This is a genomic window from Aliiglaciecola sp. 2_MG-2023 (genome assembly GCF_030548145.1).
Lineage (GTDB): Bacteria > Pseudomonadota > Gammaproteobacteria > Enterobacterales > Alteromonadaceae > Aliiglaciecola > Aliiglaciecola lipolytica_A.
This window is the reverse complement of record NZ_JAUORY010000001.1, coordinates 77,871-100,360: the sequence shown is the minus strand read 5'-3', so window position 1 is coordinate 100,360 and position 22,490 is coordinate 77,871. Positions and strand designations below refer to the sequence as shown.

The 22,490-nt window shown below is 40.3% G+C and carries 19 protein-coding genes; 9 read left to right on the top strand and 10 right to left on the bottom strand.

All coding sequences use genetic code 11. From position 1 onward, the window contains the following. Positions 1-39: 39 nt before the first annotated feature. Positions 40-1,125, bottom strand: a complete 1,086-nt coding sequence (locus Q4567_RS00410) for an XrtA/PEP-CTERM system-associated ATPase (RefSeq protein WP_303498896.1) — start codon at positions 1,123-1,125, stop codon at positions 40-42. Between the two features lie 201 nt (positions 1,126-1,326). On the opposite strand from Q4567_RS00410, the gene Q4567_RS00405 reads away from it, so the two are divergent. Continuing rightward, positions 1,327-2,169, top strand: a complete 843-nt coding sequence (locus Q4567_RS00405) for a mechanosensitive ion channel family protein (RefSeq protein WP_216048091.1) — start codon at positions 1,327-1,329, stop codon at positions 2,167-2,169. Between the two features lie 80 nt (positions 2,170-2,249). Here Q4567_RS00405 and hldE read toward each other — a convergent pair whose 3' ends face one another. Further along, on the bottom strand, positions 2,250-3,677 hold the full coding sequence (hldE, locus tag Q4567_RS00400) for a bifunctional D-glycero-beta-D-manno-heptose-7-phosphate kinase/D-glycero-beta-D-manno-heptose 1-phosphate adenylyltransferase HldE (protein ID WP_303498895.1): 1,428 nt from the start codon (positions 3,675-3,677) through the stop codon (positions 2,250-2,252). Positions 3,678-3,742: 65 nt separating this feature from the next. Continuing rightward, entirely contained in the window at positions 3,743-4,393 is a 651-nt protein-coding gene (locus Q4567_RS00395; RefSeq protein ID WP_216048559.1) for a hemolysin III family protein, read from the bottom strand. An 85-nt stretch (positions 4,394-4,478) separates the two neighbouring features. Here Q4567_RS00395 and Q4567_RS00390 point away from each other — a divergent pair, with 85 nt between their 5' ends. Beyond that, the gene (locus Q4567_RS00390) at positions 4,479-4,841 is read left to right on the top strand and encodes a GIY-YIG nuclease family protein (protein ID WP_303498894.1); all 363 of its coding nucleotides are present in this window, start codon (positions 4,479-4,481) and stop codon (positions 4,839-4,841) included. Positions 4,842-4,856: 15 nt separating this feature from the next. Here the strand turns inward: Q4567_RS00390 and Q4567_RS00385 are convergent, their stop codons facing one another. Then, complete coding sequence (locus Q4567_RS00385; RefSeq protein ID WP_303498892.1) at positions 4,857-5,759, bottom strand: DUF350 domain-containing protein; 903 nt, start codon at positions 5,757-5,759, stop codon at positions 4,857-4,859. Positions 5,760-6,076: 317 nt separating this feature from the next. Here Q4567_RS00385 and glnE point away from each other — a divergent pair, with 317 nt between their 5' ends. After that, complete coding sequence (glnE, locus tag Q4567_RS00380; protein WP_303498891.1) at positions 6,077-8,953, top strand: bifunctional [glutamate--ammonia ligase]-adenylyl-L-tyrosine phosphorylase/[glutamate--ammonia-ligase] adenylyltransferase; 2,877 nt, start codon at positions 6,077-6,079, stop codon at positions 8,951-8,953. Positions 8,954-9,017: 64 nt separating this feature from the next. Here the strand turns inward: glnE and Q4567_RS00375 are convergent, their stop codons facing one another. The 3 genes from Q4567_RS00375 to Q4567_RS00365 form a co-directional block, all read right to left on the bottom strand. Continuing rightward, on the bottom strand, positions 9,018-9,629 hold the full coding sequence (locus tag Q4567_RS00375; RefSeq protein ID WP_216048086.1) for a TcpQ domain-containing protein: 612 nt from the start codon (positions 9,627-9,629) through the stop codon (positions 9,018-9,020). A 29-nt stretch (positions 9,630-9,658) separates the two neighbouring features. After that, entirely contained in the window at positions 9,659-10,591 is a 933-nt protein-coding gene (gene lpxL, locus Q4567_RS00370) for an LpxL/LpxP family Kdo(2)-lipid IV(A) lauroyl/palmitoleoyl acyltransferase (protein WP_303498890.1), read from the bottom strand. 148 nt (positions 10,592-10,739) lie between these two features. Next, on the bottom strand, positions 10,740-12,266 hold the full coding sequence (locus tag Q4567_RS00365; protein ID WP_303498889.1) for a M20/M25/M40 family metallo-hydrolase: 1,527 nt from the start codon (positions 12,264-12,266) through the stop codon (positions 10,740-10,742). Between the two features lie 332 nt (positions 12,267-12,598). Between Q4567_RS00365 and Q4567_RS00360 the strand changes: the two genes are divergently transcribed. Continuing rightward, positions 12,599-16,162, top strand: a complete 3,564-nt coding sequence (locus Q4567_RS00360) for a response regulator (protein ID WP_303498888.1) — start codon at positions 12,599-12,601, stop codon at positions 16,160-16,162. Between the two features lie 746 nt (positions 16,163-16,908). Here the strand turns inward: Q4567_RS00360 and Q4567_RS00355 are convergent. Then, positions 16,909-17,553: a GNAT family N-acetyltransferase gene (locus Q4567_RS00355; protein ID WP_303498887.1), complete on the bottom strand. Its 645-nt coding sequence runs from the start codon at positions 17,551-17,553 to the stop codon at positions 16,909-16,911. A gap of 283 nt (positions 17,554-17,836) precedes the next feature. Between Q4567_RS00355 and Q4567_RS00350 the strand changes: the two genes are divergently transcribed. Then, positions 17,837-18,067, top strand: a complete 231-nt coding sequence (locus Q4567_RS00350) for a DUF2789 family protein (protein WP_216048081.1) — start codon at positions 17,837-17,839, stop codon at positions 18,065-18,067. 70 nt (positions 18,068-18,137) lie between these two features. Here the strand turns inward: Q4567_RS00350 and Q4567_RS00345 are convergent, their stop codons facing one another. Next, positions 18,138-18,500 carry a DUF3192 domain-containing protein gene (locus tag Q4567_RS00345; protein WP_216048080.1) on the bottom strand — a complete coding sequence of 121 codons (363 nt, stop codon included), beginning with the start codon at positions 18,498-18,500 and terminating at the stop codon, positions 18,138-18,140. A 162-nt stretch (positions 18,501-18,662) separates the two neighbouring features. On the opposite strand from Q4567_RS00345, the gene Q4567_RS00340 reads away from it, so the two are divergent. Together Q4567_RS00340 and Q4567_RS00335 are read left to right on the top strand one after the other, a co-directional pair. Next, complete coding sequence (locus Q4567_RS00340) at positions 18,663-18,956, top strand: hypothetical protein (RefSeq protein ID WP_216048079.1); 294 nt, start codon at positions 18,663-18,665, stop codon at positions 18,954-18,956. A gap of 170 nt (positions 18,957-19,126) precedes the next feature. Further along, positions 19,127-19,306 (top strand): hypothetical protein, encoded by a 180-nt coding sequence (locus Q4567_RS00335; RefSeq protein WP_303498885.1) that lies wholly within the window; start codon positions 19,127-19,129, stop codon positions 19,304-19,306. Positions 19,307-19,506: 200 nt separating this feature from the next. On the opposite strand, the gene syd is transcribed toward Q4567_RS00335, so the two are convergent. Beyond that, a complete protein-coding gene (gene syd, locus Q4567_RS00330; RefSeq protein WP_303498884.1) occupies positions 19,507-20,049 on the bottom strand; it encodes a SecY-interacting protein in 543 nt (180 codons plus the stop codon). A gap of 164 nt (positions 20,050-20,213) precedes the next feature. Between syd and queF the strand changes: the two genes are divergently transcribed. Further along, the gene (gene queF, locus Q4567_RS00325) at positions 20,214-21,065 is read left to right on the top strand and encodes an NADPH-dependent 7-cyano-7-deazaguanine reductase QueF (protein WP_303498883.1); all 852 of its coding nucleotides are present in this window, start codon (positions 20,214-20,216) and stop codon (positions 21,063-21,065) included. 21 nt (positions 21,066-21,086) lie between these two features. Further along, positions 21,087-22,442, top strand: a complete 1,356-nt coding sequence (ppnN, locus tag Q4567_RS00320; protein ID WP_216048076.1) for a nucleotide 5'-monophosphate nucleosidase PpnN — start codon at positions 21,087-21,089, stop codon at positions 22,440-22,442. Positions 22,443-22,490: the final 48 nt, after the last annotated feature.

Genomic DNA, 22,490 nt, shown 5'->3' with positions numbered 1-22,490 from the left:
ATTAATTCAATAAATTAGTAACAAATCAAGGTCTAGTTTTTAATCATCAGATTTTAAGCGAACATAGGTTTTGTATTTTTTCTTTAATAAATTATCTATATATCGAGTCAACTTTATTTTGTGGCTGATGGCGTCGTCTAACGCATCAGTCAACTCATTTAGCATGGTTTTGTAATATTGCACATCTTTGACTCTGCCATCAGGTGTCAATTCTGACATCACCTCAGCCCCACCGTCAGTCTTTGGTTCGGGGGCTTTGGGCTGCGGTTGTCCTGCAGCAGGCAATGGTGTTACCCCTGTCCCCTCTTCGGGACGGAACATTTCATCAGCCACTTCTGCAGTCACGGTATCAACCGCCTTTTCATCTAAATACGTCAGCTCTTCTAAAAATCCATATAAAAGAATTCGATCCATTAGTGTATTTATTCGGCGAGGAACGCCGTTGGTAAATTGATATATTTTGTCAAAGGCACCGTCTGCAAACAGTTTGTCATTTTCTAAACCCGCATGTTTTAAGCGGTACTCAATATATTCCCTGCACTCGGGTTCATTGAGAGGCGCAAGATGACATGATGCAACAATACGCTGACGAAACTGCTCCATATTGGGTGCTCTTAGAATCGGTTGCAATTCTTCTTGCCCCAATAAAAAGCTCTGTAGCAATGGTTTACCTTGTTGTTGAAAGTTCGACAGCATTCGCAACTCTTCAATTGTTTCCAACGGTAAGTTTTGCGCCTCATCCACAATCAACAGTGCTCGCTTGCCTAACTTGTGCAAATCAAATAAGTACTTTTCCAAGTCTTTTAGAATGTCAGCTTTGGTTTTATTTAACGTATCGACTTCAAATTTACTAGCAACCATTTTTACTAATTCATCTGGCGACAGCTTTGGCGTCACAATTTGTGCAGCCACAATATCATCTTCGATGTTATCAAGAAGACTATTAGCAATAGTTGTTTTACCGGTACCTATATCACCAGTAATTACGATAAATCCTTCCGCCTGCGACAATCCATATTGAAGATAAGACATAGCTCTTTTGTGCCATTTACTGGCAAAAAAGAAACTAGGATCAGGTGTAAGTTGGAAAGGCTTCGACGAGAGTCCATAATAATTTTCATACATAGCGCAAAATCACCTGAGATACTGATTACTTTTGAGGTGAGTAGCTTAGCGGGGTGTGCTGCAAGTCGCAAATTTTTTATACAAAATGACGATGCTTAAAAGGAGAAAACTACCCTTTTGATATATGCAAATAAAAATTTATGCTTTTCTTTTAAACTTTGCAATACTCTCAATTCAAGCAACCTTCAAGCGGTACAAAAAATGGACGAAACTATGCAAAATGGCTCAGATACGATTGATATGATCACTGAGACAGGAATAGAGTTATCAATGACCTATGGGCCAAAGCTAGTGCTCGCCTTGGTCGTATTAATTGTTGGATTTTGGGTCATTGGCGTCATTTTAAAGGGCATTGACCGAGCTTTGGCAGGGGCTAAAGTTGACGAGACCTTAAACAAATTTTTACACAGTATAATCAGTGTCACGCTCAAACTAATGTTAGTAATAGTGTTTGCCTCAATGATAGGGGTAGAAACAGCGTCGTTAATCGCTATGCTTGGCGCAGCTGGTTTGGCTATAGGACTCGCACTACAGGGCAGTTTGGCCAATTTTGCTGGCGGGGTGCTGATTTTATTATTTAAACCTTTTAAAGCCGGTGATGTCATTGAAGCTCAAGGATTTTTAGGTAAAGTCAAAGAAATTCAAATTTTTAATACGATTGTACTGACTCTTGATAACCGAAGGGTAGTCATCCCCAACTCATTACTTTCTAACGGTTGTGTTACTAATTTATTTTGCGAAGAAAAACGTCGTGTAGAAGTCACTTTTGGGATTAGTTATGACGATGATATTGCTAAAGTAAAACAAATTCTAAAAGATGTATTAAGTGCTGACGAACGCATTTTAACCGATCCTGAGATGGAAATTTTTGTTTCTGCACACGCCGACAGCTCTATTAATATACTCACCCGTTGTTGGGTAAAAAGTGAAGACTATTGGCAGGTGCATTTCGGATTACATGAAAAAGTGAAATACGCGTTTGACGAAAACGACATCACAATTCCTTTCCCACAACGGGATGTGCATCTATTTCAAGCTAAGTAAATTGGCAGCAATTAGCTGCAGTAAATATGCAGCAATGAGCACTGCTGATACCTAAATAACGAACACTACGGATACCTAAATCAGGTATCCGTGGATTGCACTATTGTTTTGATGATACTTGATGTAGACACACCGTCTTCGAAATTCAGTACTTTCACTTCCCCACCGTTTGCCATAACTTGCTTGCCACCGGCGATTTCAGAAACACTATAGTCCCCACCTTTGACCAGCACGTCCGGTAACAATTCGCTAATCAAACGCTCGGGAGTGTCCTCATCAAATTCAACCACCCAATAAACTGACGCTAAACCAGCCAATACCGACATACGTCGATTAACGTTATTTACCGGTCTTCCAGGACCTTTTAAAAGACGCACTGAATCATCGGAATTCACCGCGACAATTAATTTATCACCGAGTTTTGCGGCATTTTCCAGATAAGAAACGTGGCCTGCGTGGAGAATATCAAAACAACCATTGGTCATCACAATTTTATCACCACTACGCTTGGCACTGTGAACAGCAATGGACAACTGCTGTTGGGTCATAACCCCTCGACCATAATGCTCAACTTTCTCGACTGCTTGACGCAACTCAGAGCTACTTACCGTGGATGTTCCTAACTTTCCAACCACGATGCTTGCTGCGGTGTTCGCTAGAAAACTTGCTTCAGAAAAACTGCAACCAGCAGCAATTGCGACAGACAAAGTTGAAATAACAGTATCCCCTGCCCCAGTTACGTCATACACCTCTTTGGCTTTAGCTGGGAAGTGAACTTCATCCTGATTGCCTTGCAAAAGCGTCATACCGTTTTCTGAACGGGTCAACAAGAAGGCATCTAAATTTAAGTTTGAGATAAGTTGCTGCGCTCTCTCAACCAGAACACTTTCGTCATGACACTGACCAACAATGGCTTCGAATTCCCCCATGTTCGGTGTCAATAACGTAGCTCCACGGTATTTGTCGAAATCGTCCCCTTTAGGATCAACAACCACTGGCACATTGTGCTGTTTAGCAAGAGCTATCAGCGTTTCCACATCGCTTAAAGCGCCCTTAGCATAGTCAGACAGTATAACTAAATCGGCGTTCTCTAGGTGCTGAATAAAGCGTTCTTGCAATTGAGCTTTATCTACGTCAGCAAAACTCTTTTCAAAGTCCAAACGAATTAATTGTTGATTTCGACTCAATACCCGAAGCTTGGTGATGGTATCAAATCCGGATATTTGACAAAAATCGCACAAAACACCCAAAGAATTTAAGCCGCGCTGCAGAATCTGAGCAGATTCATCCTGCCCAGTCATGCCCAGCAATGTCACATTAGACCCTAGCGCTGCCACATTCATTGCTACGTTTGCAGCTCCTCCTGGCCGGTCTTCGATATCACGAATCGCCACTACAGGCACTGGGGCTTCTGGAGAAATACGTCCTGTAGGACCGGTCCAATATCGATCGAGCATGACATCGCCCACGACTAGGATACGACTTTTCGAAAAATCAGGTAACAGCATAAACCTATTCCGTAACTAAACTTAATTAGCTGAATTATACTTAAGTTAAACGGAATTGCTTTACTCTAAATAACAAAATAGTAAATAGCGAAATAATGACAAGCACACCCAGCAATAACAAACAGGTGCCAAATGGCATGGGTAAACGCCAGATGTTTTTTAACGTAGAAAATTACGCCTATACTAAAAAACAGCCCTCCGGCCACCAGCAGTAATAGGCCATATGCTGCCAAATTTTGGTATAACGGGTAGACCAAAATAACCGACAACCATCCCATGACTAAATACGTGATAACAGATACTTTAGGAAAACGATGACGAACAAAACACTTAAACACCACGCCGAATATTGCAATCGACCAGATAACAGCTATTGAAGCCCATCCAACCCAACCGCCAATACTGATGGCCAAAATCGGCGTGTAAGTACCAGCTATCAACAAATATATTGCACTATGATCCAATAACTTGAAAAATTGCTTGGCATGGGGGCCTCTCACCCAATGATAAATTGTCGACGACAAAAACATAATGGTTAAGCTTGCCCCATATATAGCAGATGATGTGACCGATGTTGCTGTGTCACTTCTTAAGACAAGATATACTAAACCGATAATCGCGAAAACTAAGCCAATAGCATGGCTCACAACATTCATGACTTCTTCTTTGTGGGAATAAGCTTGCTCGGAAGTATTGACTAATGGAGCCGGTCTCACGATTAAATCCTGTTCTAAGGTTGACAGAATTTTAAGTGTACTCACTGAGCGTACACTTGTACACTGAATTATTTATAGGCGAACGATGGTAGAAAAACAATGGTCGATTTACATGATCGAAAACCGATTAGGTATGAACTATTGCGGAATTTGCACTGATTTATCTAGGCGATTCTATGAACATGCCAGCAACTCCAAACGTTGCGCAAAAGCGTTACGGGGAAAAGGCCCGCTAGTATTAAAATATGCGGCAATAGTCGGCGACCATTCAAGCGCTTTAAAGCTCGAGTATTGGTTCAAAAAACAATCAAGAACGACAAAATTGAAAATAATTAAGGGGCAGTTAAATCTGCCATCAGACCCAATTAAAGTTGAGCAGAGCCAACTAAATGAGCTTCAACAGCAAATCGAAAATAAATTGATGACGGGTACCTCTCCTGACACTTGAATAATTAATGTCAGACTAAGTAAACAATCCGCTTACGATTAATGCAAGGCCGACACTGAGCACCATTTCAATACTGGCTACGCCCACATTGTGCTGCTGTTCAACCTCCTGAACTAAATTCAAACCAGCCAAAATAACCTTTTTGGCGATAATCACCAAAACAACCAATAATAAAGATAATCCCATACCGACAATCAACCAACCGGTTAAATTACTTACGTAACCGATCGGATTATAAATCAGCAGGTTACTACTGGCTGAAACAACGATTGCCGTTGCAAGTAAATTGCCCGAATGCTGAACCGCAACAGCCAATTGACCTTTGCCAATGGTTTGCTGGAATGTGCTACTTTGATTAGTGGCCAGAAAACGACGTTCATAAATGCGTGTTCTGATTAACAAAATAGCTTGGGTAACGATAAATCCGGATATGACCGCAAACAAAGCGTTTAAATCGGTGCCAATAACCCACAACATAACGTTACTGACAATCAAGGCGGTAGAAACTGAGCTAGCGGCATCTATCATTGCAACGCTGGTATTGCGCTCTTTGATCATTTCTTCTTTGTTAATGCGATTTAAAATAATCTTGTCGTGTAAAATTCTGCCAATTTTTATCAAAAAGATACCGACTAAACCATACAACAACATACTCAAAGCAGCTTCTTGGTAGCCATTTGTGTCAGAGCTCGCGGCAGCCGCAGATAACACCAAACATAGCGCTAACATACGTCCAGCTACACTAATGCCGAAGGCTATATTATCTTGCGAGCCAAGTTCCTCGGTGGTACTTACTGATGCCATTTTTCCCGACATTAACCGCAAGGCAAATAAAAGGCAAATAGCGATGCAAATATCAATCCCCAGATAAACCCAAGTCTCAGGTGATAATGGCACTAAGTTAACCAAATCTTGCATAAACAATAATTCCAAACTTCTAATGTTCCAATTTTCATATTAACAGTTTAACGCTAGAAAACACTAGGGTTGTTAGCGTTACTGCACGAATTTTACCCGCTGCTTTTGTGCTTTATATTTGGCATCCCTCACAATTCATTCGTGAAAAATCTTGTCGCCCTAGTGAAATACAATCAATTAATATAATTAAACGTTAGAAACAAATTAAAAGTTCAGATCTAGTACAGAATTGATTTAACCTTTTGATTGTAGCGGCACATGATATAGCATTGATATTTATGATCATTCAAGACAACTCCAATTTGGTTGCAATCACTATGAATACTTCTTTCCCGTTGGTAAATAAAACCGCTGAAAAAAACTGGCAACAGTTATCTGAAATATCCGCTATTGAACAGCAACCAAGTGCAATTCAGAAAAAGATAAAACAGCTTCTAGGATTAAGTGACTTTATCAGTGACGCCTTACTTGCTGATCCACTGAAGCTAGAGCCACTCATACAAACACTCGAAAATCCCACGCAGAATTTTGAATATAAACAATGGCTAGCAGAGCAGTTAGAAAAAGTAACCAGCGAGCCTGAACTGTTGGATTGTTTGCGGATATTTCGAAAACAACAAATGATGGCTATTGCAGGTTTAGATTTATTAAATCTACAATCCATTGAACGTTCATTAACCCTTACCTCGGAGTTGGCAGATACTCTCATCAACGGAGCCTATTCTTGGTTATATGATAATTTTTGTGCCCGTTATGGCACCCCTATGGGCGACTTTGGGCCCCAGCCACTATTAATTTTAGGGATGGGTAAGTTAGGCGGCAAAGAGCTCAACTTTTCTTCCGACATAGATCTGATTTTTTGCTACCCAAGCAAAGGAGAAATAGATAATGGCAAAAAATCCCTAGAGCATCAGCAGTTCTTTAGCCGACTTGCACAACGCCTTATTCATGCCCTGAACCACACCAATCAGCAGGGGCAAGTGTTTCGTGTAGACATGCGATTACGTCCCCTAGGTGAAAGCGGCCCCTTAGTCATGCACATGGCGGCTTTTGAGGACTACTATCAAGAACAAGGTCGCGAATGGGAACGCTACGCCATGGTCAAAGCTCGCATCCTCAACGATCAATCTGAATATGCACAAGAATTACACGACATACTCAAACCTTTTATTTACCGACGATATTTAGATTACAGTGCTATCGACTCCCTCAGAGATATGAAGTCGTTAATCAATCAAGAAGTTAGACGTCGCGGATTGACCAATAATATTAAACTGGGTTCTGGCGGGATTCGTGAAGTGGAGTTTATTGCGCAGAGTTTTCAACTTATCAAAGGTGGTCGAGAGCCGCGCTTACAATTTCCAAGTTTACTCTACACCCTTGAGCAGTTGACGCAGTTAGATCTGTTACCTGAAAAAGAATCCTTGCAGCTTAAAGAAAGTTACTTGTTTTTGCGCAAAGTTGAACATTGTCTGCAACAATTTGCAGATAAACAAACCCAAGTATTACCAGAAACAGCGTTAGATGAAGAGCGTCTTAGTAGTATTATGCAATGCAAGGATTATTCTGAATTGCAACAACAATTGAGTAAGCATTGCAGTTGGATAAATCAGCAGTTTCAAATGTTAATTGGTGATAATCCAAGTGACAATGATGACCAAGACCTGACTCACATTAGTGCATTTATGGATGCATGGAAGTTAGATCTGAGCATACAAGAAATATCAGATTTATTCGACCAATTGGCCTCACCAGAAACCTCGCAATTACTTGCACAACACATCAATGAATTAAAAAGTCAGGTTGAGAAAAAGCATCCATCACCAAAAGCAATTGTCGCCTTGAATACTTTAGTCCCGCAGTTGTTAGCGAACATTATTAGCCTCGATGAATCGAATATAGATGGCAGTGAATTATCGGTGTTACTCGACCGAATTAATCATATTCTATTAACGGTTTTAAGAAGAACCACCTATTTACAATTACTGGTTGAAAATCAAGGAGCGCAGCATCAGTTAGTCAGACTGTGTTATGCAAGCCCATGGATAGCCGAACAAATAGCAAAATATCCAATTTTACTGGATGAACTCCTCAACCCAGCGTTGTTATATCACCCCACAGAATTGCATGAATACCCAGATGAATTGCGCCAATCACTGTTGCGAGTAGAGCCGGATGATCTTGAACTGCAAATGGAAACCCTAAGGCAATTTAAACAAATCCAGCAACTTAAAATTGCAGCCGCAGATGTCACCGGTGTGTTACCCATAATGAAGGTAAGTGATCATCTCACCTATTTAGCCGAGGCAATTATCAGTGAAGTGGTGAATATGGCCTGGGAACAAATGAAGGAAAAATATGGTGTTCCTGAAGGCAGTTCTGAACAAGATAAAAAGTTTGCAGTAATAGGCTACGGCAAGCTAGGCGGAATAGAGTTAGGTTATGGTTCAGATCTGGATTTGGTCTTTGTTCACGAATGTGATTCACAGACCGTCACCGATGGTACTAAATCAATAGAAGCCAACCAGTTCTACACGAAATTAGCGCAACGTATTATGCACTTATTCATGACCAAAACGCCATCAGGTCAATTGTACGATATCGATATGCGCTTGCGTCCATCCGGCAATGCTGGTTTGCTGGTTTGTCATATAAATGGCTTTGAACAATACCAATCGCAGGAAGCGTGGACATGGGAACACCAAGCTCTAGTCCGCGCAAGAGTAGTAAATGGCACGGTAGAATTTACCCAGCGCATTGAGGCTATTAGACGGGATATCTTGTGCCGCCCCAGAGATAACCAAATTCTACAACAGGATGTTGCAAAGATGCGGCAAAAAATGCGCGATCATTTAAATAAAGGAAACGAGGACTGGTTAGATGTTAAACAAGACGCTGGAGCTATGGCTGACATCGAGTTTTTAGTGCAATTTTGGGTGCTCAAAAATGCCCAGCATTTTCCTAAAATGGTAGATTGGTCTGATAACATTCGATTACTGGAACAATTGTGTCAAGCTGATTGCATTAGTGCTGAGTGTAAAACACAACTAGAAGAAGCTTACTTAGATTACCGCAACCGCTCTCACAGATTAACCTTGTTAGAAAAAGACAATTTAGTCGATAAAAGCCAGTATTCAGAACACCAAAAAAATGTAAAACAGATCTGGGATGCGACATTTGAACCAAGTAATTAGCGTAGTTATGTTAGCCCTTTAACATCATTGCATTTTCAATTTATATGATGTTAAAGGGCACGTCTTACTCTAATAAAGTACAATTTTCCCGAACATACTCATTGAGTTCTTGAGTGACAATCATCGAACGTTGTTTGGGGCAAATATAAGCTTTTACTTCCCCTTCAAAACTGCCATTTACAGCACTGGCTATTTCGGCAATTGAGCCTGTAATGGTATCGTCTAATTGGAACTGACTTTTAATAATGAAGTCTTTATCCAGCTCCCACAATACTTGCATCCCCTCAGATTGAGCATAATTGGTAATTGCTTCTCGAAGGGTGCTACCCGCTCGAAAACTTCGATACTTGTGTTCTCCAACCCACCTAGGATTAATATTACTTTGAATACTTTCCATTTTTTTCAAGCGTTCTTCTAAGGGCTGTTTGGGGGGATTGACAGGTAACACAAAATCACCAATATCATCTTCAAAGGGTTTCGATGAAGACATCCGGTAAGCTGCATAAAAGTCAGTCATACCTTGGGAAACACTTTTTTGCTCTGACTGCCCTTCAGGTTTAGGGCTGGACATATTAAAACGTTGAAAATTAAGAACTATCGCGGCAATTATAATCAACGCTAAAGCTAAGCCGATGTGCCTAATCCAAAACAGAAAGTTCGATGTTCTCTTGCTCATATTTCGAGCCTCATTTCCAAGTTAAATGGTTAATCATATAACGAAGGGTCATCTTCATGGGGACGCGTTTTAAAACGTTTATGCATCCAAAGGTATTGTTCAGGAGCAATACTAACCAACTCTTCAATTTTTTGATTAATTCTAGTTATATCTTGTTTATCGTCCCCAGACGGAAAATTATTAAGTCCTGGTACGAATTTGACTTTATAACCATCTTTGGTGCGCAACGATACAATAAACACCATCTCGCTATTTGAATTTTTCGAAAACAGTATGGTTCCTTTAGTTGAGGCCACTTCTTCAACCGCAAAGAAAGGGACAAACTCACTAAAATGACGCCCATAATCTTGGTCTGGCAAATAGAAACAGACTTCTTTTTGGTTTAGTGCCTTGACTAATCCTTTGGCGTTGCGTTTATGAATCATGTACTTATTAGAACGCGCCCGACCGTGATACTGCATGTATTCCATCAACGCATTATTGTGTTTTCGATAAAATGCCACTGAAGGATTTTTTAAACCCGCTATTCTACATCCTAGTTCTAAATTCATATTATGGATAGCTAATCCAAAGACACCTTTGCCTTTATCTAAAATCGCCTGCACGTGCTCGTAGCCTTCGATTTGCCCATGACGCTTAACCCGCCAATCTGGCCACCACCATCCCATACTCGACTCTAGGACTGCCATGCCAGCATACTCGATGTTTTTAGCCAGTATCTCAGCTCGCTGCTCTTCAGTTTTCTCTGGAAAACACAATTCGAGGTTACGTTTGGCAACGGCAACACGCTTTTTACCAAAAACTTTTAATAAAAAGCTAATTCCTTTACCAATAAATATCTGCAATCGGTAAGGCAGCCATGAAATGCTATAGAGCACCCCCACACCAATCCAAACAGGCCAGTATTGGGGCAGTAAGAAAGACATTTTAAATGGGGGGGCAGTCACCCGAGCGTTCGACAAGCGTTAACCTCTTATTAGAAATTTTCGCTATTGTAATTAACAAACGCCACAGTTACCAATATTGTCACCGTGAAAATTATTGCGACACTAGATTAAACTATCGACTGAATGAGATTGATGACGAGAAACTGTGCCGCCATGGCTTAATTTAAAATTCCGAGTTCAATAGCGATAATGAGATATGAATGCCTTGGCGTATATTTCCGATTCGGATGTTCTCATTCGGGCTGTGTTGGTTATTGTCCATGTTTACCATAGGAACAATCACCGTGGGAATATTCAGCGCATTTATGATTGGCACAATCGGAACCGTGCCGCCCATCATACGAATAACCACTGGTTCTTCGCCCATGCCCTTAGCAAGGCTCGCTCTTACCTGTAAGCCGAAATCGGAATCTGGATCAGTTCTAAACGCACTCACCCCTTTTGAACCATTGAATTTAACAATTTTTTTATATTCACGTCGTTCAGCGTCGGTGGGATCACGATCAATGACGTAATATCCTAAACCTTCAATATGCTTTTTAATCTTATCCAACTGCACTGCCCCTTGCGTTTCTGGAACCAAGCGGACATCAAGGTTAGCGGTAGCATATTCAGGGATCACCGTTTTTAATCCCTCACCTTTCCAAGATGTACCGATTTGACGCACATTAAGTGATGGATACTGCAATGCTTGCTGGTAATTAGCGCCTACCTGTTCTGCGGAATGAATACCTAACGCTTGATTTACTTTTTCGCCATCAAAGGGCACTGCGTTGAGAAGCTTTTGCGTGTCTGGATTTAGCACTATTCCTTGGTAATAATCTTTAATTAACACTCGACCATTATCATCTTTCATAGACGACAGAAGATTCGCTAAAGTAAACACAGGATTGGGAGAATAGTTACCATAATGTCCACTGTGTTGCGGCAGTTTAGCGCCAAAAGTTGTGATACTAGCAGTCGCTATGCCGCGACAACCAAATGTGACTGTTGGTTTATTAGAGTCGTGAGCGGGGCCATCCATCACGATAAAATAATCGGCCTGATAACGCGCTTTGTATTTGTTCAAGGTGGACTGTAACCCACGTGAACCGTATTCTTCTTCTGGATCGAAGATAACTTTAACGTTGATTTTGGGCTTTTCCCCTTGCATCTCAAGAGTTTTAAGGGCGCTGAGAAACATTGTTATAGGCGCCTTATCATCAGCAGCCGCACGCGCAAAAATACGCCACTCATCGTCAATACGTTGATTTAATGTTTGCCAATCGATAGTGCGCCATTCACCTCTTGCGTCTTGTTCTTTCAGCTCAGGTACGAATGGATCTGCTTGCACCCAAGCTGCTGGATTAACAGGCTGACCGTCGATGTGAAAGTAAAATAATATGGTTTTATAACTTGGATCAAAGACTCTTTCCGCCAGCAAGATAGGTAACGAAGGAGTTTCTAATAAAGTCGTTTTGAACCCCAAGTTGTTATATTGCGCTTCAGCCCAATGAATATTCTCAAGCATCTGTTCAGGATTCGCAGGCAAACTGGGGATACTTACCAGTTCTTTGTGCAGTAAAATTGTTTCTTTGAAATTTTCATCAACAAGTAATTCAAGATCAGGCTTGGCCACTACCGTCAATGAAACAAAAACAAGAGTGACCGCAATAATCCGCGTTAAATGTGCACTGACTTGGGTTTTCATTTTGCTCCTTTTTATTCTCAGGTTGAATTTTTTTGCACTCAATTGACGCAAACTTAGCGATTTTCAGACTTATTTAAATAATTTTAGCCCGTTTGCGAACTTTAGGTGTTTTTAAGGCAAACTTTAAGCCAATATGAGTATTGTAAATGGATTAGTCATTATTATTTGTTTTCAATAAATTGACAGGTCTCAATAACACGATCTTTTGCACTAATGTTAAATCTGGATTGGTTGTAAAAGAGGGTAAACACAAACTGATTGTATTTACCGTAAAAAAGAATTCTTTATCTATAATGGTAGGGGTAGAGAATTCTCTTATAGGATATTTGAACGTGACAAAAAAAGATAATTGGAAACTTGATGTAGCTCAATCGTTATTCGAGCAAAGTTCCATTGCAATGATAGTCTGCAATACCACCGGCCAAGTAGCCAATTTAAACAACGCGGCGCGGCGATTATTTGATGTTGATACCTCATCAATAATTGGCAATCCGGTTGATGGGCTTTTCACCTTAGATCACAGCAGAGCTATTTTTGTCGAATTATTTAAGCAGTTAAATGCTCCCCACGAACTTAACCTACACTTTGAATTAAATGACGGCGATCCCATCGCTATTTCAACCCCAACTTTCGCCATTAGTTATGTCACCGTTTTAATCGATGAATTATCCAACAATGATTTCCAAGGTGTGGTCATTTCCTTCAGCCCTGCGAAAAAGCTTCTATCCGCTCAAACCATCGTTAAAAATCTATTGGCAAGGTATGAAGTGGCGAAACAGTCGGGCATTGGTGTTTGGCAATATGACTTTTCTACTAAACAAATGGTGTGGGACGAGCAGATGTGTCGATTGTACGACGTATCTCCAGAGAATTACTCAACTGACATACAAGATTGGTTTTCATTTATCCACCCTGAAGATAGAGAAATGGCGATCAACGAATTTCAGCAAGCCAATAAATTAAACAATAAATATGAAGCTGAATTTCGAATTAAAACCGCAACTGAAAAAGAAAAATACATTCAAGCGTTTGGTCAGGTTATACGCACAGGCGACAACAGCCCACTTAAAATTACGGGTATCAATATTGACTTAACGGAGCAATATGAAACCCAACAAAAACTACTAGAAAGCAAAGCGGAAAATGAGTTTTTAGCCAGCATTGTGCAAGAATCCGAAAACGCGATCATGATATTTAACCCAGATATGACAATCGAATGGGTTAATCCGGCGTTTATCAAATTGAGTGGCTTCACCCTAGCGGAAATCGTCGGTAAATCCCCTCAAGAGTTTTTGTTTGGTCCTCAAACAGACACCTCAACGGTGCTTAAAATCAAACAAGCAATCGCTAATGGCAAGGGCCACAGTTACGAGTTAATTCATTATAATAAACAAGGTCAAACTCTTTGGTTTCGGGCAAATATAAAACCGCTATTTGAGAACGACAAAATCGTTCGAATCATCGTTGTTGCCACAGATATTACAAAATCTAAACAACAAGAACTCGAGCTCGTAAACTACAGTAACATGCAGGACGCTATTCTAAATAGTGCCAATCTGATCATTATGTCCACCAATTTATCGGGCAATATCATCACTTACAATAACTTTGCAGAAAAGACACTTGAGTATCATCGAAGTTCGGTCGTTGGTCTATTAACCCCAGAGTTGTTCTTTAAATCAGAGTCATTAGCAGTTCATGCCAAACACCTCAGCACCAAGCTAGGTAAAGAGATCCCATCAGGAATGGCGTCAATAACCTATTCCGCCAGACAAGGGATTGCTGACGAATTTGAAACTCAATTTATAAGCAAGAGTGGCAAGCCAATTCCAATTCAGTTAACGATAACCCCAGTGATGAATGCTGACAAAGATGTTGAAGGCTTTTTATTAATAGGGCGAGATATCACTGAACTTAAGCGCATTGAAGAAGAAAAAGAGCGCAGCGCTTCGCTATTGATGGCTACTGGTAAAGTAGCCAAGTTAGGGGCCTGGGAAGTGAATTTCACAACGGGCGAGATATATTGGTCTGATGAAGTCTATCGCATTCATGAACTGCCCATCGGTAGCAAAATTGATGTTGAAAATGCGATTAATTTTTATCTGCCAGAAGACCGTCAAAAAGTACAAGACGCATTAACCGAAGCAACCACTAACAACATCCCATTCGATTTTCAATTGCCGTTTATCACCGCAAATAACAAAAAAATATGGGTGAAGTCTTTTGGGTTTAGAGAACACAACCAAAAAGGTGAGGTTATTTTACGAGGCGCATTTCAAGACATAACGGAATTAAAAGAAGCAGAGGAAAAAGCAAAAGTTGCCAGTCAGGCCAAAAGCGACTTTTTAGCGAATATGAGTCACGAAATTCGAACTCCCATAAATGGCATTATTGGTATGAATGATCTTCTGCTAAATACGCCGTTGTCAGAACAACAGTTAAAATATGCAGAGTTGGCGCAAAGTAGTGGTCACATTTTGCTGACCTTAATTAATGATATTTTAGACTTTTCAAAAATCGAAGCCGGTAAGCTAGAAATCGAAAATATAGAATTCGATTTACATGAAATGCTGAATAAATTTATTGAGAGTTTCTCAATTCGAGCAGAAGACAAACATTTGGAACTGATATTTTCCATGCACCCAAGTGTTCCAAGGTGGATTCAAGGTGATCCTGGCAGAATACGGCAAATACTCACAAACTTAACCAGTAACGCAATCAAATTCACCCAACAAGGTGAAATCGTTATTAAAGTTAATTTGACCAGTGAAAATAAACTGATCTTTTGTGTGATAGATTCTGGAATGGGTATTTCCAAAGAAAAACAACAACAACTGTTCCACAAGTTTAGTCAATTAGACGCCTCAACCACGCGCAAATTTGGTGGCACGGGTTTGGGTCTTTCCATCGCCAAAGAACTGGTAGAGTTATTGAACGGCGAAATTGGGGTTAACAGTGAATGGCAAAAAGGCTCAGAATTTTGGTTTACCCTTCAGTTTGAGCCTGCTGTAAACAAGCATAACACGCAAAAATACGATTTATCCAAAGCAAATCTAGCGCAATTGAAAGTGCTGGTTGTGGATGATAACCAAACCAGTCGAGACGTTTTGTCATCCATTCTGGAATCGGAAAAAATTAAGGTTGTGCAAGCCAAAAATTCTCCTGAAGCTTTAAAAACACTGCGTAAACATTGTGAAATTAGAGACAAAATAGATATCGCAATTATCGATGCGGATATGCCTGGTATCAATGGCACAGAATTAGGCAAAGCGATTAAAAGTGATGAAAGGTTTGCATCGTTGAATATGATTTTAATGACAGCAAGTGCAAGACGAGGAGATGCTCAGAAGTTTAAAAATATAGGTTTTGATGCATACTTTCATAAACCCATTAAAAATGACGATTTGTTTTTTGCAATTACCCAAATTAGTAATCAAAAACTCATTAAATCAGAAACAAGAAAACAACAAATTGAATTAATAACCCGACACAACGCTACCAGTCCATCAAAAGCAGTGCCGCGTATTTTGTTAGTCGAAGACAATGCGATTAACCAAGCAGTAGCAAAGGAAATGCTTAAAAAATTAGACTGTATTACTGAGTTAGCAAATAACGGTATGGAAGCAATTGAACAGTTGAGCCGAGCGACGACTCCTTTTGATATTGTACTAATGGATTGCCAGATGCCAATAATGGATGGCTACGAAGCCAGTAGAATAATACGTGGATATCAAGGTGTAAATTTTGATCCGAACATTCCGATTATCGCGTTAACCGCCAATGCAATGAAAGGAGATAAGGAAAAGTGCTTTGATGCTGGAATGGATGGATATATCAGTAAACCAATAATCATCGAAGATTTAGAGCAAGGTATACTCAAGTGGATCGAAAAGTAGCATTAAACAAATAAAAAAGGTGTGTCTAATAAATTAGACACACCTTTCAGAATTTTGAGAATCCCTCTCAGCTTTCCTTCGCTATTAAACCATCCCGGTCAACATCCGTATACGCCCCTTTCCCTCTATTCTCGCTCATCCTTAAGTGAGTCACTCTTCCTAAGTGAGTCCCTTTCCTTTATTCCTTATTTAGCTGCACATCCTTACTTACAGCATTTCTCATCCTTAAGATTGTCCTTCGTCTTCCCTATCTATCCTTGAGTTTGTAGTCCTTTACTAAATGCTCATCCTGACCATTTTCTTTCATCCAATGAAAGTGTCCTTCTGGCTTTCCTTAAGTCTTCCTGACCCGTCGTATTTCCCTGTGACGAGGTATAAGATAAAGCAATTAAAAGTTTCTACTAGTACCCAATCTAGCTTTATTTTGTAAGCCATTATACTAAAGTCTACATTTTGAAAAATAAATCTTTAAATTCATAAGGTTAAATAAAAGGTAAGCTTTACCCTAAGTGTTTATTCCGCTTAAGACCTACAGCCATGTACGAAATATCTTACAAATAAAAAGGTTATTTTCTTACTCTAGAATTTGAACCTAATGGATTTAATGAAAATGAATTTAAAATTTTACTGATTTTGCGGATTTTAGATTGCTGAAAAAGACATGGCGAAACGGTATTAGTAGGGTAAAGTAAGACTAAACAATGCAACATGGTTACTTTACCCTTTAGAATAAATTCCGCGGTTTTTTACTCTGACCGAGGTCTAAACATTATTTGCCCAGTTATGCGTGAGACTTTTAGTTCATCAATATGGTCATATTTTCCGTCGGAGAAGAATGACAAACATTTAGGTAGAGTGACATAAACCCCAACACCTTCACTTTTTTCTTCTTCTAGCACAATACTATCAATCGCACTCATTAAAACGTGTCCAAGACCTCTGTGCTGATGATCTGGATGCACTCCAATAAACGACAACATATGGTATTTTTCATGGGGAATACGCTCTCTTACCCGCTGTTCCTTTTCGATCATTTGCTTGGTGCCTATATAACCAGCGGTAAGCAACATCTTTAAGCGCCAATGCCAAAATCGGTCGGGGTTGAACGCACTATCAGGTTTAATCATACATGCTACTGCCAATAAACGTTCATCTTCAAAAAGACCAATCATTGGCTGTTTAGCGGTCCAAAAGGCATTTAACTCTTCTCTAATTGCGCCCCTTAAACGGGATTCATACCCTTCCTTCTCAGAATCGAATATATCTAAAAACAGCGGATCATCATGATAAGCTTGATATAAAATTGATGCGGCAATTTTTAAATCTTCAGCGGCCAGATAAACAGCTTTGATTTTATCTAGCGGATTTATGTCTTGTGCAGTATTTGACATAGTTCGACTCTCTTCAATTAGGAAGTTTCACTCTACATAATTATTAACCAATTGTTAACAACTCATTAAAAATAACGGCAAACTAATTTTACTATTTTGGCTAGATGAGGTTGATTTATAGCCTATTCCCCCCAAGACTTAAGTAGAAGCAGTGAAAGGGTGCGAATGACAATGAACTTGATTGACTTAGTGAGAACAAGTAATCCAAACTTTCTCAACGAGTATCAATCTACATGAAATGCCAACACAACTCGAGTTTAAAATTCCATCAAGGAGACATTAAATGCTAACTGAAAATTTAGAGTTAAAGGATTTGTTTCTGCAATTAGGTTTAGCCAATGACGAGGAGTCAATTGAAAACTTTATAGCCAAACACAAAGGATTGGATAAATCGACAAAACTAGAAGAAGCTAGTTTTTGGACACAGGCTCAATCGACTTTTATTAGACAATCTTTTTTTGAAGATGCGGAATGGACTGAGTTGATCGATCAGCTAGACAATCGACTACGATAATATTAATAGCAGGCCAAGAATATGGCTTGGCCTGCTGCTTCCAAACTAGGCGTAGCAGAAAAAGTGAAGCTTAGATATTGTTGTAAGCAGAGTCGCCCCAACCAATTAAATTACCATTTTTGAACACCAAAGGCGTGCATTCATCTTTAGTTGTGACACCATCACCTTCGCGACGCTGGGTGCGATAAAACAAAACATTTATTTCATCATTATTTTGTTGATATAGTTCACTGAAATCTGGCGTGCCCATGCGACTTCTAATATCTTCGATGGCTGTATTGGATTCCAGTCTTGCAATCGCCTTTCTATTTTTACGTTCTTTTTGTTCCCAATCCGATTGGTATGAGTAATCCCCTTCCCCACCGACCGATATAACACATCCAGATAATGTCAGTGGTAATACTAATGCTGCAGCAACAAGCGTTTTTTTCATTTTAGTTTCCTTGGTGTTGTATTTATGTTTGTTAATTAGCATTCCACAATACAAAATCGAGGCCAAAATTTAACTTATTGTTTTATATATAAAAAAATTAATGCATGTGATTACCAATACCGCTAAGATAGGCACATTCGCTAAATATTAGTGTTTTTCATCATGTCTAATCAGTTTCAGTATATTGCGTCACTATGTAAGAACTTAAAATCCAACGGGAAAGTTCCCAGTGTGGCATTAATTAAAAAAGCCTCAAATCGTCCGTTACCATTGCGGGATATCATTGATGTACTAAAACGCTGGCAAGACGATCCAGATCAATTCCCTTCTACACCAGTTGAGGAAGCATCGCCTCAAAAACCAAATGATTTAATGCAGCATATTGTTACATTGGAAAAGCGCATCGAGTCATTGGAACAGCAAGTATTGAATTTAACCCAGTCCCTGCAAAAATAATTGCCCCCCCTATTCCATGGCCTGTAGGCGGTGGCTTTAGCCCCGCGTTGGAACGGTATTATTCCATGGCCTGAAGACCATGCTACAACGGCGTTGAAACGGTATTATTCCATGGCCTGTAGGCCATGCTACACCGGCTGTGGATTGATTTATTCCATGGCCTGTAGGCCATGCTACAACGGCGTTGGATTGATTTATTCCATGGCCTAAAGACCATGCTACAACGGCGTTGGAACGGTATTATTCCATGGCCTAAAGGCCATGCTACAACGGCGGTGGATTGGTTTATTCCATGGCCTGTAGGCGGTGGCTTTAGCCCCGCGTTGGAACGATATTATTCCATGGCCTGAAGGCCATGCTACAACGGCGATGGATTGGTTTATCCCATGGCCTGTAGGCGGGTGTTTTAACCCCGCGGGAGATTAGATAGATTCCATGGCCTGTAGGCGGGTGTTTTAACCCCGCGGGAGATTAGATAGATTCCATGGCCTGTAGGCGGTGGCTTTAGCCCCGCGTTGGAACGGTATTATTCCATGGCCTGAAGGCCATGCTACAGGCGTGGTGATAACTGCTGGATGAATTCGATTAATGAGTCCGCTAAGGTTTCTTGGGGCTCTAACCCTATCTGCTCTAACATTACTCGCCCAGACTCATTGTGTACACTGACAATAAAATCATCTTCGTCGGTAACGGCAAAGAACAATGTATCTTGTTGACCTAAACGTCTTTTCATCAATACATGGGCAACTAAATTTTGCTGTAATCGCTCAAAATCTTCGTCGTTCCACGGCATCAACAATTGCAAGTTTCCCCGTGCCGTTTTAGCATTTAGATTATCACTCCAAAAGCAGGTATAGTACTCCTTAAGTTGTTCATCCATCTTAATTTCAAGGGCTTGCTCAAAGTGCTCGAAGTGCTTTTGACTTGTTTGTTTGACGGGTATCCAAGGAACCCATTCATCTTGCTCACCGGTTTGTTGATAGCATTTTGATGGCCAATTTTCATTATACTGAATAACTAACGGGTGCTGATTGCGTTGATGACAATCGACATATTCAGAAACAAAATTTTGTAGTGCCGAATCAATGCTCACAGACTACACTTCCTTATATTTAAATTTAAGATGACTTGAAACAATCAAGGTGAATACCAATTATCTGCGATAATACGCAAACAAAACCGGTCAAAAGTACAGATACCTAAGATAAATCAACACTTAAGGTATACTGCAGAAGTATTGTATAACGAGAAGGCTAAATGACAAATAAAACCGATGAGATACGTAATTCGTCTCCGGCACTAGAAAAGCTTACATTAGGTAAGACAGTAGAATATGTGCAAACCTATTCCCCCGATTTACTTCAGGCAGTTCCGCGCAGTCTAAGCCGGCAAGCAATTGGTTTAACCGATAAACTGCCATTTAGCGGCGAAGATATCTGGAACGGTTATGAGCTTTCATGGCTTAATCTGCGAGGTAAACCCCAAGTCGCAATCATGCAATGTATCGTTCCTTGTGACTCGCCAAATCTAATTGAATCAAAAAGCTTCAAATTATATCTAAACAGTTTCAACCAATCTAAAGTTGAGTCAGTTGAACAGTTAACTCAAACTTTGCAGTCTGATTTGTCAAACTGCGCTGGAAAACCGGTTCAGATAAAAGTGATTTTACCCAAGGATTTCGCAGCCCAGAAAATCCAAGAAATGGCTGGCCAAAATATTGATGACCAAGATTTAGAGTTTACCGATTATCAATTAGATGCCTCGGCATTGAAGGTAACCGCTAAGCAAGTTAATGAAACCTTGTACAGTAACTTACTAAAATCCAATTGTTTGATCACCAATCAACCCGATTGGGGAAGTATCATGATACGTTACACTGGTGCACAAATAGACCAAGAATCACTTCTGCGTTACCTCATCTCATTTCGCATGCATAATGAGTTTCATGAACAATGTGTAGAACGAATTTTTCGCGATATTAAACACTTTTGCGAACCATCTAAATTGACAGTTTATGCGCGATACACTCGTCGTGGTGGGCTCGACATTAATCCTTTTAGAAGTGACTTCGAATCGGCTTACAGCATTTCAAGACAAGCGCGTCAGTAAGAAATTAAAATAGGACAATCTATGCTTTCAATACAATTAAACCCAGTTGGGCCCCTAAGCCAACTGTCACAGTACGAAGTAGATAGACTCAAACAATCGGTAAACAGTGATCTGTATAGACTTTTTAGAAACTGTTGTTTAGCTGTATTGAATTCAGGTGTAGAAGAAGACAATTCCGAGCAACTTTTTTCACCCTACGAGAACTTTGAAGTCAACCTAATCAGGCGCGAACGCGGAGTAAAAATTGAATTAGTCAATCCTCCAGCAGTGGCATTCGTGGACGGACAATTAATTAAAGGTGTTCATGAACATTTATTTGCCGTGCTCAGAGATATTCTGCACATGGGAGTGAAATATAAGCTTGATGAAGTTCATGAATCCCAATCTCGAGATTTAACCGATTTAGTGTTTGACATGTTACGCCACGCAGAAGTCATTAAAGTGGGCAGCGATCCTAATATGGTTGTGTGCTGGGGCGGTCATTCAATTGGCGAAGTCGAGTACAAATACACCAAAGAAGTGGGATACCAGCTTGGCCTTCGAGAAATGAATATTTGCACCGGCTGTGGTCCAGGGGCGATGAAAGGCCCGATGAAAGGCGCCGCAATTGGACACGCCAAACAACGCTACAAAACCGGCCGTTACTTAGGTATGACAGAGCCATCTATTATTGCCGCAGAGCCGCCCAATGCTATCGTCAACGAACTGGTTATCATGCCTGATATTGAAAAACGTCTGGAAGCATTTGTGCGTGTTGCCCACGCTATTGTGATTTTCCCTGGCGGCGTAGGGACAGCAGAAGAATTGTTATATCTGCTCGGTGTGCTTCTAAATGAAGATAATCGAGAGCAAATTGTCCCAATCATTCTAACTGGACCTGCCCATTGTAAAGACTACTTTGAATCAATCGACAAGTTTGTGGGTGCCACCTTGGGACCAGAAGCACAAGCTCTATATGAAATTATTGTTGATGATGCCGTGAAGGTCGCGCAAAAAATAAAAAGCAAACAATTAGAAGTACGTGCACACAGACGCAATACTGGTGATTCATATTTGTTTAATTGGCTATTAAAAATTGAACCGGAATTTCAAAAACCCTTCGAGCCGACTCATCAAAGCATGCAAGAACTGAATTTGCATTTTTCTCAACCCAAAGCCGAACTTGCTGCCGCACTGCGCAAAGCATTTTCAGGAATTGTGGCGGGAAATGTGAAATCAGAAGGGATTAAACAAATAAGACAACATGGTCCGTTTAAAATTAACGGCGATCCTAAATTAATGAGTATGCTAGACACCCTATTGCAATCATTTGTAAAACAGCAACGAATGAAGTTACCCGGCAGTGAATATAGCCCGTGTTACCAAGTAATAACCTAAGTTAAGCCATCCGTTTTTCACGTTTAGTGGCCTTTATTCATCCCGGCA